Raw genomic sequence first — 15115 nt, forward strand, 5'->3', positions numbered from 1 at the left:
GTATGGACTGATGTATCTTTACCTCGGGTCAACTTTCAGGGGTTTGACCGCCTATTCAAAATACGAAGCTAAACCCTTCATCCTATTGAATATCTCACGTGCCAAGAAATATTAGGAATGAATTGGGTGATCTTTTGAAGTTTTATTCCGCAATTCGCTTGCCTGATGTTTAACATAATTTGTATATTCGGGATGCAAGCAGCGCTTGGTTGCTGACTAGACCACATATACCCCTCGCTCCCCGTGGGCTGATTGGCAACCAAGGCCGCCTGAAATGCAAAAGCCCCCGATTTATCATCGGGGGCTTTGTGTTCTTAGGTGTCCTCGCTATCGGTCTCCGCGACAGGGACATAAAGTTCCCCACCTTCGCGGAATTTGGCTGCCATAGCTTCCATTCCTTCCTTTTGCGCCTCTGCGCGAATGTCATGAGAAATCCGCATAGAGCAGAACTTTGGACCACACATAGAACAGAAATGCGCGACTTTATGTGCCTCTTTTGGAAGTGTCTGGTCGTGGAATTCACGTGCGGTTTCTGGATCGAGTGCGAGGTTAAATTGATCTTCCCAGCGGAATTCAAAACGTGCCCGTGAAAGCGCGTCATCGCGACGTTGCGCGCCGGGTAGGCCTTTAGCTAAATCTGCCGCATGCGCGGCGATTTTATAGGTGATCACGCCTGTTTTCACGTCATCACGATCCGGCAAGCCAAGATGTTCTTTCGGCGTCACATAGCACAACATTGCGCAGCCGAACCAACCGATCATCGCGGCACCAATACCAGAGGTGATGTGGTCATATCCTGGTGCAATATCCGTGGTCAGTGGGCCAAGCGTGTAGAAAGGTGCCTCGTGGCAGCACTCCAACTGCTTATCCATGTTCTCTTTGATCTTGTGCATGGCCACGTGGCCTGGCCCTTCGATCATCACCTGACACCCTTTGGCCCAAGCGATTTTGGTTAGCTCGCCCAATGTCTCAAGCTCTGCAAATTGCGCCTCGTCATTTGCATCTGCAATGGAACCCGGACGCAATCCATCACCCAAGCTAAAGGACACGTCATATTGGCGGCAGATGTCAGCGATTTCGTCGAAGTGCTCGTATAGGAAGCTTTCCTTGTGGTGATGTAAGCACCACTTCGCCATGATGGAACCACCACGAGATACGATCCCAGTCACGCGCTTTGCAGTCATTGGAACCATATGCAACCGAACACCGGCGTGAATGGTAAAGTAATCAACACCTTGCTCTGCCTGTTCGATCAACGTGTCGCGGAACACCTCCCATGTCAGGTCTTCGGCAATGCCGTTTACCTTTTCCAAAGCCTGGTAGATCGGAACCGTCCCAATTGGCACAGGGCTATTCCGGATGATCCATTCACGGGTGTTGTGAATGTTGCGACCTGTCGAAAGGTCCATCACGGTATCGGCACCCCAACGGATGGACCAGACCAGCTTGTCCACTTCTTCTTCCATCGAGGAACTTACAGCAGACGTTCCCATATTGGCGTTAATCTTCACAAGGAAGTTGCGCCCAATGATCATCGGCTCCAGTTCTGGATGGTTGATGTTCGCAGGGATAATTGCACGGCCCGCAGCGATTTCCTCGCGCACAAATTCGGGTGTCACATAGTTCGGGATATTGGCACCAAAATCTTCGCCATCCCGTTCCACTGCACCCGCTTCGCGCAACTGGTTCTCGCGGATTGCAACGTATTCCATTTCTGGTGTCACAATACCTGCACGCGCGTATTCATATTGGGTCACCGCAACGCCGTCTTTTGACCGTAGCGGTGTGCGCAAATTGGGGAATTCTGCGACCAAGCGATCGCCTTCTACAAAACCATTGTCTTCGGGTTTTACGGCGCGTGCTGCGTAGGGCTCAACATCGCCACGTGCCATGATCCAATCTTGACGGATTGGCGCTAGGCCTTGGCGAATGTCTGTCAAAACATCCGGATCAGTATAGGGGCCAGAGCTGTCATAGACCGGCAGTGGTGGTTCACCGGCACTTGGATGAACAGAAATCTCGCGCATTGGCACGCGGATGTCGGGGAATTGTACGCCATCAACGTAAATCTTGCGCGACGCGGGTAGGGCGCCTGTCGTGATCTTTGGATTAGGGACGTTCATTTGGTGCTCCTTAAGCAATCAATTCAAAAGGACACCAGCGGATTTCGGGTGGGAAACAGAGGGTGTACAGCCCCCTTGGTCAGCAACGTCGAGACAATTGAGGTGTACTGCCCCACTGCACGACGCGCTTAGCTTCCTACGCCAGTCTCAACTGGGTCAGGTTCAAAGGGTCGCGGTGCTGGGCTATGCCCGAGCCGCCTCTCAGTCCATCAGCTGGACTCCCCTGCGTGTTGAGTTTTTATGCGCGCTAAGGTTGTTTCGTCAACGAAAGGTTTCTCTTGGACCGATAGATATTTAAAATCTGGATTATTACCGCAGCGGCGAACGGATTCAGCTCTTGCCCGGAGGCGCGAAATCTCGGATAAAGCCCAGAGACCAAGGAGTTTGCGATGATCGCTCGTATCTACCAGCCTGCCCGTAACGCAATGACATCGGGCCAAGCCAAAACCAAAACGTGGGTTCTTGAGTTCGCGCAGTCATCTGCACGCGACATTGATCCGCTGATGGGGTGGACTGGGTCTGACGATACGCAATCGCAAGTTAAATTGCGCTTTACCTCGAAAGAAGCTGCGCTGGACTATGCCAAGGAAAAAGGCATCGACGCGACGGTAACTGAGCCACAAAGGCGTAAGCCAAACATCCGCAACGGTGGCTATGGTGAAAACTTTGCAACCAATCGTCGTGGTCCTTGGACGCACTGATTTTTGCGTTCATAACTAATATCAAAAATTACTGACGGGGTTGGCCTTTTCATTGGCCCCTAAGCTGACGGCGATTGGTCTGATCATCGGTTGAGGTGCTTAAGGTGATACACCTATCTGAATCACTTCTTTCCGATTTTAGGTTCAGTCCCTGCCTTTAGGCGTCCAATATTTTCCTTGTGCCGCCAAAAGACAAGAAGCGTTACCGCAACGCCAAGGAAGAAAATGTTTCCGTAACCCAGCAAAAGAACCCAGCATGTCGTTGAGGCCGCAGCAACTAGCGCGGATAGTGATGAAATCCGGCCAAGTAGGGCTGTAGTCAGCCATGTCAAACAACAAGCGACACCGACGGGCCAGGCGAGTGCAAGCATTAGACCAAGGAAAGTCGCGACGCCCTTTCCACCTTTGAACTTCAACCAAACAGGAAAGCAGTGGCCTAGGAAAGCTAGAAGCCCCGCAATTTGGGCCGCGTCTTCTGCTGCGAGCCAACGTGCAACCAGCACAGCTACAGCGCCCTTGCCGCCATCTAGAATGAGTGTGGCCGCTGCTGCAGACTTGGAACCGGTTCGCAATACATTGGTTGTCCCAATGTTGCCTGACCCAATTTGCCTTAAATCCCCAAGCCCAAAGATGCGTGTGATCAGAATACCAAACGGAATTGAGCCAAAGAGGTAGCCAACCGCACCCCAAATAACGAGTGCAAACAAACCGGTTTCAATTGCAGGCATCAGTCTCTCCGGTAAACGGCCTGACCGGCCACATATGTTGCCAGCACTTTACCCTGCATCCTTTGACCGTCAAATGGCGTGTTCTTGGATTTAGAATTTAGTTTAAAGCGATCTAGAACGAACGGAGCGTCTGCATCAAACATGATCAGGTCAGCCGGAGCCCCGGCTGACAGGCGACCGGATGGTAGGCCTAAACGGTTCGCAGGATTAAGGGCCATCGCTCTGAAAAGTTCTGGCAAAGTGAGTTGTTCGGCGTGGAAAAGGCGCAAAGCTGCTGGAAGGAGGGTTTCTAAAGCTACAGCGCCTGAAGCAGCTTCTTCGAACGGGAGGCGTTTGCTTTCTTCGTCTTGTGGCGTGTGCATTGAGCTAATGGTGTCTATCAGACCAGACTTAACAGCGGCAACAACAGCAAGCCGATCTTCTTCACTACGTAACGGCGGCTTGATCTTAAAGAAGGTTCGGTAGTCGGCAACGTCGAGTTCATTCAGCGTTAGGTGATGGATCGAAGTACCCGCGGTGATGTCAAAGCCATTGGCCTTTGCGCGCTCCAAAGCGGGTAGAGCGCGAGCTGTTGTTATTTGATCGGCATGATATTTGACACCGGTCATTTCGATCAGCGCTATATCCCGATCCAGCCCCATACGTTCTGCCATGGGTGTTACAGCGGGTAGGCCACGAAGGCTGGCAAATTTACCGGATGTGACTGCAGCACCTTTAGATAAGCCGGGTTCTTGAGGGTGTGCAATTACCAGCGCACCCAAAGAACGTGCGTAGGTCATCGCTCGAGAATAGACTTTAGTGTCGCTGATCACATGGTCGCAATCTGTGAAAGCAATTGCGCCTGCATCCATCAGAAAGCCGAATTCTGTCATTTCCTTCCCTTCGCGACCTTTGGTCAACGCGGCCATTGGAACAACATTCACGGGTGCAGCTTCATTCGCTCGGCGCGTAACGAATTCTAACGTTTCGGGGCTATCAATGCAGGGATCAGTATCCGGACGGGTGACCATCGTCGTGATACCGCCAGCCGCCGCTGCAAGACCTGCCGAACGATAGCTTTCTTTGTGGCGTTCCCCGGGCTCACACACTTTGACTCCAATATCCACGATCCCAGGTGCCAAGCATTTGCCGCCACAGTCGATAACTTCTGCGCCTTCAGGCACCGCAATTTCCGCACCAAGATTTACAATGACACCATCCTGCACCAGCAAGCTGCCATGTGTTTCGCTTAGGGATTCTGGGTCGATCAAACGGGCGTTCGTGAAAAGAAGGCTCATGGTTTTAGGGGTCCTTTCTGATCCAAAGCCCGTTGGGCCAATCTATCTGCGACATGCAAGTTTACGGCTTTGAGGTCAACCGTTTCATAAAAACAGCAACCAAATCAACAAACCAACCACGAGGCAAATCGCTGGCAGGATGAACATAGCTTTTAAGACATTTAGGTGCGGATGCGTTGGCGGTGCACCAAGGTTACTGGGTTCGCTCGCGGCAGCACTCGGGAGGTTTTTGAAGGTGATGTCAGTGCCAGCTTCTTGGAACACACCAAGCAATTGGAGTGCACGACGCGGGTTAATTGTTAGCTCATCACCATCAAATGCGCGAGAATACAGAATAAGAACAATGCCTTCGACGTGCTCTAAGGTCGTGCGAACGTCGGCAAGGTCACTATCTGCTACACCCAGACCCTGAACTAAATAATCAGCGAGACCAAGGCCTTCTAAATCTTGAACATCAAAGAGTTCCGCGTAATCCGTCTCGATCCAGTCTAAACCGACGAGATCAGCAATTGCAGCAGCTGTCGGTGGCATGTCCGGTTTTGGGTTTTGGATGCGATCCAAATCGGAATGAGAAATATCGACCTGAAAAAGTCGAACAACACCCACTTCGTTTCGTGCGATTTTCAACGCATCAGCCATGCGTGTTTCCTTTGTTGGAAGTGATAGCAGCTGTTAGTTCTTTGCGAATGTGACCAACGGGGCCTACAAATTGCATAACCGTCACGCGTCCATCTGTGCCTCGAAGACGCAAAGCCCACCACATCCACACTCGCACCTGCGCGATGTCTTGGAGGTTTAGCCATGAGACCTCTTCGATTTCACGGGTACTCGTCAGCAGTAAGCGTTGACTGGTCAACGTCCATTGGTCCGACCGACGGTCCAGCCAACCACGCCATTCTTCAAAGACTATCATAAACACGATGACCAAAAAGATGGCCAAGCCAATGCGCTGCACGAAACTAAGCTCAAGGCCAGGAATGAAGCCAAAGCCAATTGTTGTCAGTATCGCGAGTGAAATGGATTTTTGCAGGAATAATGCGAATTTAGGTCGATAGTGGGCCACAACGGTTTCAGTTGGGCGCAACTGCAAATGAGGATTTGCAGTGTCTGGGGCGTCCAGTTGTAAAGACGGCCCTTGGTTTGTCATCCGCCTACCCAGACCATAAGGCCAACGAGTGCGAACATAACAAGCAACGCAATCGTTGCGACGCGGCCACTCATTTTGGGATCTTTTGGATCTTCCATATTAGACCTCTACCGGCTGGTTGGCTCTGCTTTCACGCAAGTTGCGTGCCAGCAAGTCCATAGCCGCCATACGTACTGCTACGCCCATTTCAACCTGTTCCTGAATAACGGACCGGTTGATGTCATCCGCCAGTTCACCATCAATTTCGACGCCACGGTTCATAGGGCCAGGGTGCATCACGATGGCATCGTCCTTGGCATGCTTTAGTTTCTCTGCGTCCAATCCGTAGCGATGATAATACTCGCGTTCTGACGGAATAAATCCGCCATCCATTCGCTCGCGCTGAAGGCGTAGCATCATGACAACGTCGACGTCTTTTAGCCCTTCGGCCATGTCTTCATAAACTTCGACGCCAAATTCGTTGATTTGGCTTGGCATCAATGTTGGTGGGCCAACAAGGCGCACGCGGTTTTCCATCTTACCAAGCAGGATCAAGTTAGATCGTGCAACACGGCTGTGCGCGACATCCCCACAGATCGCAATATTGAGGCGATGAAGCCGACCTTTGGTTCGTCGAATGGTAAGCGCATCTAGAAGCGCCTGTGTTGGATGTTCGTGGCGGCCGTCACCTGCATTCAACACCGCGCAATTCACTTTTTGGGCCAGCAAATCTACAGCCCCAGAATGTGGATGACGCACGACTAGCAAATCGGGATGCATCGCATTCAGCGTCATCGCTGTGTCGATCAAGGTTTCACCCTTTTTGATCGAGCTTGCTTGCATTGCCATGTTCATCACATCTGCACCCAATCGCTTGCCCGCAATTTCAAAGCTGGCCTGCGTGCGAGTCGAGTTTTCAAAGAACATGTTGATCTGTGTGAGACCGCGTAGTGCCTCGGAATGTTTGACATCGCGGCGGTTCAAATCAACATATTGATCCGCCAAATCAAGGAGGGTGGTGATCTCTTCGGGGTGCAAATGCTCGATCCCCAAAAGATGCTTTTGACGAAACACCATCGCGCGGCTCCTTGTTTTGATCTTGGCCGCTTATAAGAAGCTGCTTGCCTTGCTGCAAGTCGCGCAAGGGTCAGTCTGTGACAAAATTCCTAAACGTTTGAGCTGATCTTCAACGTGGCCCTCGGTAATTGTGTGGTTTCGGCCCGTCGCTGGGCAGGCTAGGGTGTGTTTTATGGAATCGGTATTAGATTATCACACGGCAGGCGCGCTATTAGATTGGCAGGTTGAACTCGGTGCGACCGAGGCAATTCTTGACGCGCCTGTGAACCGGTATGAAATTCCCGAAACCATTAAAAAAGTTCAGGCGGCCGAGCCAGTTGCCGTTGCACACAAGCCATCCGTCGATCCAGTGAAAATTGCCCAGACCGCAGCGAAAGCATGCGCGGATTTGACAGCGCTTAAAGCGGCCATTGCAGAATTTGAACATTGTCCTATCAAACGTGGTGCGCGGTCATTGGTTTTCGGGGACGGGCATCCTAATGCCCGCGTCATGATCATCAGCGAAACGCCAGATCGCGACGAAGATCGGATAGGTAAACCTTTTGTCGGCCGTCCGGGCCAACTTTTGGATAAAATGTTATCCGCCATTGAAATGGACCGTTCTGCTGAAAACCCACAGCAGGCCGTCTATACATCAAACATCCTGCCATGGCGTTTGCCACAAAGCCGCGAGCCTTCTCCTGAGGACTTCAAGATGATGCGCCCTTTTGTGCAACGTCATGTTGAATTGATTGATCCAGACGTGATTGTTCTGATGGGAAATACGGCATGCCAAGGTGTGCTTGGAAAGCGTGGGATCACTCGGTTGCGCGGTGAGTGGGCAGAGGCCTTTGGCAAACCTATTTTGCCCATGTTCCATCCATCCTATTTGATGAAAAACCCAAATATGAAGCGGGAAGCTTGGGCCGATCTATTGGCGTTGAAGGCCAAGCTATTGCCGCTTTCTTAAGTATCGGAGGTCTCATGGATTTCATTCTGCTTTTAGCCTTCGTTCCAGCGGCGTTGGCTTTGAACCTGACACCAGGTGCGGATATGATGTTTTGCTTAGGCCAGGGCTTACGATCCGGCCCAAAACCGGCCATTGCGGCAAGTGCAGGGATTTCTGTTGGTGCATTGGTGCACGTAACACTGGCGGGACTAGGCCTTGGTGCCTTGGTGGCAACTACTCCTTGGGTCTTTGATGTGATCCGGTGGATCGGCGTCGGGTATCTCATGTGGCTAGCAATCACTGCGCTACGCAACTCTGTGCAGGATAGTAGGGTGAAGCCATTGTCTCCACGCCTGGCGTTTCGACAAGGATTGCTGGTGAACCTCTCCAACCCCAAAGTGATCTTGTTTGTTCTGGCGTTTATCCCGCAGTTTGTTGATCCGTCTCAAGGCAGCGTATTTGCACAGTTCTTGATGTTTGGAGGCGTCATCGCTTTTGGTGGATTTATAGTAAATGGGTTTGTTGGCATATTTGCAGGCAGCGTTGGGAAATCGCTAACCGGATCGCCGAAATTTCAAAGAGGGATTGGGTACGTTACCGCAGCGATCTTTTCAGCCCTCGCAGTACGTTTAGCTTTGTTGGAGCGCGCATAATGGCGAAACTTGATGACAGCCGTCCCTTTGTCCCAGTCCGCATTGCGGTTTTAACAGTTAGCGATACGCGTGGATTGGATCAGGACAAAAGCGGCGATACACTTGTTTCGCGCCTCGAAGCTGCGGGGCATACTTTGGCAGCAAGGGATATTTTGCCTGATGAAAGGCATCAAATCGCAGATCAATTGCGGTCTTGGTGCGCTGAGCCAGATATTGATGTTATAATCTCGACTGGAGGCACAGGGCTAACGGGGCGGGACGTTACCGTAGAAGCCCACCGCGATGTTTATGAAAAAGAGATTGAGGCGTTTGGAACGGTTTTCACCATCGTTTCAATGAAGAAAATCGGAACATCGGCTGTACAAAGCCGCGCGACAGGAGGAGTGGCAATGGGAACTTATCTGTTCGCTTTGCCGGGAAGTACTGGGGCGTGCAAAGATGCTTGGGACGAAATCCTTCAGTATCAATTGGACTACCGTCATATGCCTTGCAATTTCGTTGAAATATTGCCGCGCCTAGATGAGCACATGAAGCGCACCAAGGGCTGATCCGACGAGAGCGTTTAAAGCGCTAGCACTCACGCGGCGCCCTTGTTGGCGCAAATTTCTACGAAAAATTCACTTTTCTGCGACGGAAGGCCCTTCACTGCTCGTATAATGCGCTGGGCACTTGGAAATTCTACCAAACTGCACAAGTTTAGCTGTGCACACGTGAAAAGGATTAGTCATGCGGTTTTTGCGTCAAAGTATGGTGGGGCTTTTTCTACTGTCGGTGACAGTGGGCCTACTCACGATCGCTGCGCAAATGTTCACAGGTGCGCTTGCTGAGCGGCTGAGTGATGAGACACCGGCCCGTCAGCAACGCGAACGTGTGTTTACAGTAAACGTGTTGACTGCAACGCCCGAAGAAGTGGTGCCGCAAATATCCGTGTTTGGTGAAGTTCAAAGCCAACGAACCTTGGAATTACGCGCGTCAGCTGGCGGAACAATTGTTGAGATGGTTCCGGATTTTCGAGAAGGCGGTCAGGTTCAAGCAGGCCAGATATTGGTTCAAGTCGATACATCCGATGCACAAGATAGTTTGGCACGAGCAGCGAGCGAAGTACGTGCCTCACAAGCCGACGTACGCGATGCCGGACGTGCTCTAAGCCTTGCAAGTGATGAATTGATGGCGGCTTCAGATCAAGTCGATTTGCGTGCAAAAGCGCTTAGCCGTCAGCAAGATTTGGAAAGCCGGGGCGTTGGAACGGCCGCGGCAGTTGAGACGGCAGAATTAAGTTTGTCATCCGCAAAGCAACAGGAGTTGTCCCGCCGGCAGGCTATTGCGCAGGCCGAGACACGCGTTGACCAATCAGCGACCCGGCTAGAGCGTGCAAACATCGCTCTTGCCGAGGCTGAGCGCCAATTGTCTGACTTGCAAGTTGTTGCAGATTTTGACGGTAAATTGGCGGATGTGAACGCTGTTAAAGGTGGTCTCGTTTCGGCAAATGAACGGCTCGCACAGCTTATTGACCCAAATGCTTTAGAGGTCACATTTCGTGTGTCGACCGCTCAATATACACGCCTGATTGATGAAAGCGGGCGCCTACGGCCTGCCGATGTGTCGGTGTCCTTAAATGTGTCTGGTTTGGTTCTGGAAGCACAGGGTCGCATAAGTCGCGATAGTGCCGCCGTTGGTGAAGGTCAGACAGGCCGCTTAATATTTGCAACGTTAGAAAATGCGCGCGGTTTAAAGCCCGGTGATTTTGTCAGCGTGGCGATTAAAGAGCTGCCCATTAGAAATGTGGTACGCTTACCTGCCGCAGCTGTGGACCCTCAAGGGCAGGTTATGGTCGTGGGCGAAGATTTCCGTCTCGAAGCCCTTCCCATTTCATTGATCCGCCGGCAAGGCGACGAAGTTCTCGTGGAAGGTACGCATTTGGCAGGAAAAGCTATCGTTACACGTCTTACACCTTTGTTGGGCGCGGGGATTCGCGTGAAACCCGTTCAAGAGAATACCAGTGGATCACCCATTGTCGCTGCTTCACCAGAACCGGAGTTGCTAGAGCTCACCGAAGAGCGACGGGCAAGGTTAGTTGCCTTCGTTGAGGGAAATAGGCGCATGCCAGCCGACCGTAAACAGCGTGTTCTGGATCAACTGTCCCAGCAAAAAGTTCCTGCGCAGGTGGTCAATAGGCTGGAACAGCGGATCGGAGGGTAGGTCGACATGGCAAAGCACATAACCCAAACAGCGAGCGGAATACTTTCATATTTTACGCGCCATGGGACTGCTGCCAACCTGCTACTTGTGCTTCTTGTCGTTGCCGGATTATCCGCTGCGCCTCAAATGCGCGCGCAGTATTTCCCTGATGTCGTGATTGATAATGTGCGCGTGTCCGTCAATTGGGATGGGGCAGGTGCTGAGGACGTTGATGGTGCGATTGTTCAGGTCCTTGAACCAGTACTATTGGCCGTTGAAGGCGTCGAAAGTACAGAATCCCGTTCTTCAGAGGGATCTGCTTCAATTGTTATGGACTTCGAGCCGGGCTGGGATATGGCACGTGCCGCGGATGACGTTCAAAGTGCAGTCGATGCGATTAATGCCTTACCCGAAGATGCCGATGATCCGCGCGTACGTCGAGGGGCTTGGCGTGATCGCGTCACGGATGTTGTCATTTCTGGGCCGTTGTCGCCAGCACAACTTGGGCGATTTGCGGATGAGTTTGTAGTTCGATTGTTTGCCGAGGGGGTCACTCGCGCCACAATCCGCGGCGTTGCTGCACCCAGTACAATTGTTGAAATCCCTGCCATCAGCTTGATCACGCATGACATTTCAATGGAGCGCATTGCCTCGGCAATCGCTGAAGAAGTCGATGCCGATCCTGCAGGCGACGTTGCAGGTGCAAATACACGTGTGCGAACTGGTGTGGCCAAGCGTAGCGCAGATCAGATCTTAGACATTGTTTTACGGTCTAATCCTGATGGATCGTCACTTAAAATCAGTGATGTGGCGACTGTGAAGGTCGAAGGTTCTGACCGGGATCGCAGTTACTTTGTGGGGGACAACCCTGCCGTTTCGGTGCGTGTGGATCGCACTGCTAAAGGCGATGCAATTGGCATTCAGGCTTCGGTTCAAAAGGTAGCTGATGAGCTGCAAACAACGTTGCCACAAGGCACAACGATTGAGTTGATCCGGACAAGGGCGGAGGCGATTAGCGGGCGATTGAACCTTTTGCTGGACAACGGATTGATGGGGCTTGGTCTTGTTCTTTTGCTGCTATTTCTGTTCCTAAACGCGCGTATCGCTTTTTGGGTGGCCGCCGGTATTCCTGTTGCAATGTGTGCCGCAATCGCGCTGATGTATGTGGCGGGTATTACCCTTAATATGATTTCTCTTTTCGGTTTGATTATCACTCTTGGGATTGTGGTGGATGACGCGATCGTTGTCGGAGAACACGCAGATATGCGGGCGCGGCGATTGGGTGAAGAGCCTGTAGTCGCTGCCGAAACCGCAGCTCAACGCATGGCGCTGCCGGTCTTTTCTGCAACCTTAACAACGGTCATCGCCTTTTTCGGTTTAACAGCCATTGGAGGTCGGTTTGGAGATTTGATCGCCGATATTCCGTTTACCGTGATCGTTGTTTTGCTGGCTTCACTGGTCGAAGTTTTCTTGATTCTGCCAAATCACATGAGCCACGCGTTGGTTCATAGTGCTAAAAATCATTGGTATGATTTCCCCAGTCGCGTGGTGAACCGTGGTTTCCGTTGGTTCCGCGATGCTGTTTTTCGTCGGATCATGGCATTCGTCATATGGGCACGTTATCCCATATTGGCAGCCACAGTTCTTATCCTTTCCTCACAAGTTAGCTTGTTCGTGACAGGTGACGTGAAGTGGCGGTTCTTCAACTCGCCTGAACGTGGGTCTGTATCTGGTAACTTTATCATGACGGCCGACGCCACGCGTGAAGACAGCCTTGTAATGATGCGCGAACTTCAACGCGCGACCGAAGAGCTTGGGAAGGTTTATGAGCAAGAGCATGGGCTAAACCCGCTGGCCTTTGTCATGGCAGAGATCGGCGGCAACACAGGGCGTGGTTTGTCGGGCGCCGATGCGCGCAGCCCAGATCAACTCGGTGGGATTGCGATTGAATTGATTGATGCCGATCTGCGACCTTATTCCAGCTTTGCCTTTGTGGGTGATCTACAAGACATAGTTCAAAAGCACCCACTGGCTGAAACTGTAAGCTTTCGCGGATGGAGATCAGGCCCTGGCGGCGATGCACTGGACGTTCAGTTTTTTGGATCTGACAGCGCGACGTTGAAGGCTGCAGCCGAAGATTTGAAAACCGCGCTATCCCGGTATCCCGAAGTATCTGCTGTCGAAGATTCTTTACCATATGACAAAGAAGAGCTGGTTCTGGAATTAACTCCCCAAGGTCAGGCGCTTGGTTTTAGTATTGACGGCTTAGGGCGCGTGTTGCGCCATCGTTTGAACGGATTAGAAGCCGCAACCTATCCTGATGGAGCGCGTACAGCCCGCATTCGGGTGGAATTGCCTGCGGGCGAATTGTCGGCGGACTTTTTAGAAGCCTCAATGATGCGCACACCAGATGGCGCATATGTTCCGCTCGCCGATATTGTTAGCGTGGATAGAAGCACGGGTTTCTCTACGATCCGGCGTGAGAATGGGATTCGAGTTGTATCTGTTAACGGTGATATAGCCGAAGATGATGCCTCTCGGGCAGCTGAAATACAGCAAGTACTACAGGATGAAATTTTGCCGAACATTGCTAGTATTCGTCAGGTTGAGTGGCGGCTGGCTGGGTTATCAGAACAAGAAAATAGCTTTTTGACCGATGCAAGAAATGGACTAATCCTTTGCCTAGCAGGCATTTATCTCGTGCTGGCATGGGTGTTTTCCAGCTGGACACGGCCATTGGTCGTTATGGCGATTATCCCCTTTGGTTTGGTTGGAACGATCTGGGGACACCATTACCACGAGGTGCCATTGTCAATGTTTACGGTTGTTGGCCTGCTTGGAATGACGGGGATTATCATTAACGATTCCATCGTTTTAGTAACCACCATTGACGAGTATGCCGAAGAACGCGGCCTAATACCGTCCATCATTGAAGGAACCGCTGACCGATTACGCCCCGTCATGCTTACGACTTTGACAACCGTTTTGGGCCTAACACCGCTTTTGTTTGAACGGTCACAGCAAGCGCAATTTCTGAAACCAACTGTTATCACGCTAGTCTATGGTCTTGGGTTTGGAGTGCTTTTAGTCTTGCTGGTTGTGCCTGCGTTATTGGCGACGCAACAAGATATAGGGCGGCAATTCACGGCGGTCCGCCGGGCCATGAAGGCGAGGGCTTTGCAAATCGTCGTGGCACCGACTGCGTTACTTGGCACGGGGTGGTTAGTGTTAACGGTTGGATGGCGGGCATTTTCCGGACAATTACATCCGGTTTTGCTCAATGTTTTACCGAGCCAATTTGCAGATGCTGGGTTAGCAGCTACGTTTGCAATATACCTAGGTGGCACCACGATTATGGTTCTGATCGCCTACGCAATTGCCGCGATCAGCTATAAATTACGTGATCCAGCATGATTATTTCACAGAGCAGCCTGAGACCTCGACTGCATAGTTTTGTCCCAATACCGTGACACGCAATCCCGATCGGTTTAGCAGAAATGGCTTCTCTTCCACATGAAGCACTTCGCTAGAAACGCGTAATCTGCTGCCTGTTCGCTTTGTTTCAGCTTCTGCGACCCACAACAGCGGATTGTCAGTTTCAATGATGCCGAATTCCTTGCCACCCGGGCTTGGCATGTCGATCACGGCAGAAATGCGCATACCGTCTGCAGTCGCTTCTATATCGCAGCTTATGTCTTTCACCCTGGCTTCTTCGGCAGAGTAGGGTTGGTCGGACAGGGCAACCGCAATGCGAGGGTCGATTTTATTCACCGATTTTGGAAGGCGCGCTTCAACATGCAATGTCTCCGGTATGCAAATATCTTTGCAAACGCCGATTTCTAGGCGTCCGTTTAAGCTAATGTCTTTTCCATTGCGGCGTGGCTCAATGATCACTGGCACGACCACTTCGTGTGTGTAGCCAACTGAACGTAAACCGCTTTGATTAAAAACAATTGGCGTTGGCCACATTGGGTCAAGCGTGCGCACATTGCGGGATCCTGACCAGGTCAACCTTGGCGGAATGCCTCCATCTCCGGGTGAGCGCCAATAGGTTTTCCAGCCATCTTTGAGCTTCAGTCGCACCGCCGCAATATGGGTACCATCCACACGTCGCCATCCTGGTAAGATGTCAGCCTCAACTGTGGCTACCAAATCTTGGGCGGCAATAGGTGGGGCTGCTGCCCAAAGAAGCGGAATGGCTACTGCGGCCAAGAGAGATTTTCTAAACATCATACTCAACAGATGCTGGATTGCTTAGTAAAAGCCAACTCACATTCGGGCGAGCAAATGTGACGGTCTGTTTTTTCGAACGTGGGGCTTGCGC

At 51.7% G+C, this 15115-nt stretch carries 13 protein-coding genes and 1 riboswitch; of the genes, 6 read left to right on the forward strand and 7 right to left on the reverse strand.

Features of this window, described 5'->3' with window-relative positions; translation table 11 throughout:
* Positions 1–314: 314 nt before the first annotated feature.
* The gene (thiC, locus tag Q4544_RS03960) at positions 315–2123 is read right to left on the reverse strand and encodes a phosphomethylpyrimidine synthase ThiC (protein ID WP_303504185.1); all 1809 of its coding nucleotides are present in this window, start codon (positions 2121–2123) and stop codon (positions 315–317) included.
* Positions 2124–2239: 116 nt separating this feature from the next.
* Positions 2240–2358, reverse strand: a riboswitch (TPP riboswitch).
* Positions 2359–2512: 154 nt separating this feature from the next.
* Here thiC and Q4544_RS03965 point away from each other — a divergent pair.
* Complete coding sequence (locus Q4544_RS03965; protein ID WP_303504186.1) at positions 2513–2824, forward strand: ETC complex I subunit; 312 nt, start codon at positions 2513–2515, stop codon at positions 2822–2824.
* 122 nt (positions 2825–2946) lie between these two features.
* On the opposite strand, the gene plsY is transcribed toward Q4544_RS03965, so the two are convergent.
* The 5 genes from plsY to Q4544_RS03990 form a co-directional block, all read right to left on the reverse strand.
* Positions 2947–3552 (reverse strand): glycerol-3-phosphate 1-O-acyltransferase PlsY, encoded by a 606-nt coding sequence (plsY, locus tag Q4544_RS03970; protein ID WP_303504187.1) that lies wholly within the window; start codon positions 3550–3552, stop codon positions 2947–2949.
* On the reverse strand, positions 3552–4829 hold the full coding sequence (pyrC, locus tag Q4544_RS03975) for a dihydroorotase (protein ID WP_303504188.1): 1278 nt from the start codon (positions 4827–4829) through the stop codon (positions 3552–3554). The genes plsY and pyrC overlap by 1 nt, the downstream gene beginning before the upstream one ends.
* 84 nt (positions 4830–4913) lie before the next feature.
* Entirely contained in the window at positions 4914–5468 is a 555-nt protein-coding gene (locus tag Q4544_RS03980) for a hypothetical protein (RefSeq protein ID WP_303504189.1), read from the reverse strand.
* Positions 5461–5976, reverse strand: coding sequence for a hypothetical protein (locus Q4544_RS03985; protein WP_303504190.1), 516 nt, complete (start codon positions 5974–5976; stop codon positions 5461–5463). Before Q4544_RS03985 ends, Q4544_RS03980 begins: the two co-directional genes overlap by 8 nt.
* Before the next feature lie 99 nt (positions 5977–6075).
* Positions 6076–7032, reverse strand: coding sequence for an aspartate carbamoyltransferase catalytic subunit (locus tag Q4544_RS03990; protein WP_303504191.1), 957 nt, complete (start codon positions 7030–7032; stop codon positions 6076–6078).
* A gap of 172 nt (positions 7033–7204) precedes the next feature.
* On the opposite strand from Q4544_RS03990, the gene Q4544_RS03995 reads away from it, so the two are divergent.
* The 5 genes from Q4544_RS03995 to Q4544_RS04015 all read left to right on the forward strand — a co-directional run bounded on the left by Q4544_RS03995 (position 7205) and on the right by Q4544_RS04015 (position 14205).
* Positions 7205–7981 carry a uracil-DNA glycosylase family protein gene (locus tag Q4544_RS03995; RefSeq protein WP_303504192.1) on the forward strand — a complete coding sequence of 259 codons (777 nt, stop codon included), beginning with the start codon at positions 7205–7207 and terminating at the stop codon, positions 7979–7981.
* Between the two features lie 14 nt (positions 7982–7995).
* Positions 7996–8613 carry a LysE family translocator gene (locus Q4544_RS04000; protein ID WP_303504193.1) on the forward strand — a complete coding sequence of 206 codons (618 nt, stop codon included), beginning with the start codon at positions 7996–7998 and terminating at the stop codon, positions 8611–8613.
* Positions 8613–9161 (forward strand): molybdenum cofactor biosynthesis protein B, encoded by a 549-nt coding sequence (gene moaB, locus Q4544_RS04005; RefSeq protein WP_303504194.1) that lies wholly within the window; start codon positions 8613–8615, stop codon positions 9159–9161. The genes Q4544_RS04000 and moaB overlap by 1 nt, the downstream gene beginning before the upstream one ends.
* A 178-nt stretch (positions 9162–9339) precedes the next feature.
* Positions 9340–10812: an efflux RND transporter periplasmic adaptor subunit gene (locus tag Q4544_RS04010; protein ID WP_303504195.1), complete on the forward strand. Its 1473-nt coding sequence runs from the start codon at positions 9340–9342 to the stop codon at positions 10810–10812.
* A 6-nt stretch (positions 10813–10818) separates the two neighbouring features.
* The gene (locus tag Q4544_RS04015) at positions 10819–14205 is read left to right on the forward strand and encodes an efflux RND transporter permease subunit (RefSeq protein ID WP_303504196.1); all 3387 of its coding nucleotides are present in this window, start codon (positions 10819–10821) and stop codon (positions 14203–14205) included.
* On the opposite strand, the gene Q4544_RS04020 is transcribed toward Q4544_RS04015, so the two are convergent.
* On the reverse strand, positions 14206–15021 hold the full coding sequence (locus tag Q4544_RS04020; RefSeq protein ID WP_303504197.1) for a protein-disulfide reductase DsbD domain-containing protein: 816 nt from the start codon (positions 15019–15021) through the stop codon (positions 14206–14208).
* Between the last annotated feature and the right edge of the window lie 94 nt (positions 15022–15115).

It is taken from the genome of Cognatishimia sp. 1_MG-2023, from assembly GCF_030548175.1.
Taxonomy (GTDB): Bacteria; Pseudomonadota; Alphaproteobacteria; order Rhodobacterales; family Rhodobacteraceae; genus Cognatishimia.

Bases quoted from the DNA above. Each gene is read 5' to 3' on its own strand.
- Q4544_RS04020 (WP_303504197.1), bottom strand. From the start codon at position 15,021: ATGTTTAGAAAATCTCTCTTGGCCGCAGTAGCCATTCCGCTTCTTTGG.
- moaB (WP_303504194.1), top strand. From the start codon at position 8,613: ATGGCGAAACTTGATGACAGCCGTCCCTTTGTCCCAGTCCGCATTGCG.
- Q4544_RS03990 (WP_303504191.1), bottom strand. From the start codon at position 7,032: ATGGTGTTTCGTCAAAAGCATCTTTTGGGGATCGAGCATTTGCACCCC.
- Q4544_RS03985 (WP_303504190.1), bottom strand. From the start codon at position 5,976: ATGACAAACCAAGGGCCGTCTTTACAACTGGACGCCCCAGACACTGCA.
- Q4544_RS03995 (WP_303504192.1), top strand. From the start codon at position 7,205: ATGGAATCGGTATTAGATTATCACACGGCAGGCGCGCTATTAGATTGG.
- Q4544_RS04010 (WP_303504195.1), top strand. From the start codon at position 9,340: ATGCGGTTTTTGCGTCAAAGTATGGTGGGGCTTTTTCTACTGTCGGTG.
- Q4544_RS04000 (WP_303504193.1), top strand. From the start codon at position 7,996: ATGGATTTCATTCTGCTTTTAGCCTTCGTTCCAGCGGCGTTGGCTTTG.
- plsY (WP_303504187.1), bottom strand. From the start codon at position 3,552: ATGCCTGCAATTGAAACCGGTTTGTTTGCACTCGTTATTTGGGGTGCG.
- Q4544_RS03980 (WP_303504189.1), bottom strand. From the start codon at position 5,468: ATGGCTGATGCGTTGAAAATCGCACGAAACGAAGTGGGTGTTGTTCGA.
- thiC (WP_303504185.1), bottom strand. From the start codon at position 2,123: ATGAACGTCCCTAATCCAAAGATCACGACAGGCGCCCTACCCGCGTCG.
- pyrC (WP_303504188.1), bottom strand. From the start codon at position 4,829: ATGAGCCTTCTTTTCACGAACGCCCGTTTGATCGACCCAGAATCCCTA.
- Q4544_RS03965 (WP_303504186.1), top strand. From the start codon at position 2,513: ATGATCGCTCGTATCTACCAGCCTGCCCGTAACGCAATGACATCGGGC.
- Q4544_RS04015 (WP_303504196.1), top strand. From the start codon at position 10,819: ATGGCAAAGCACATAACCCAAACAGCGAGCGGAATACTTTCATATTTT.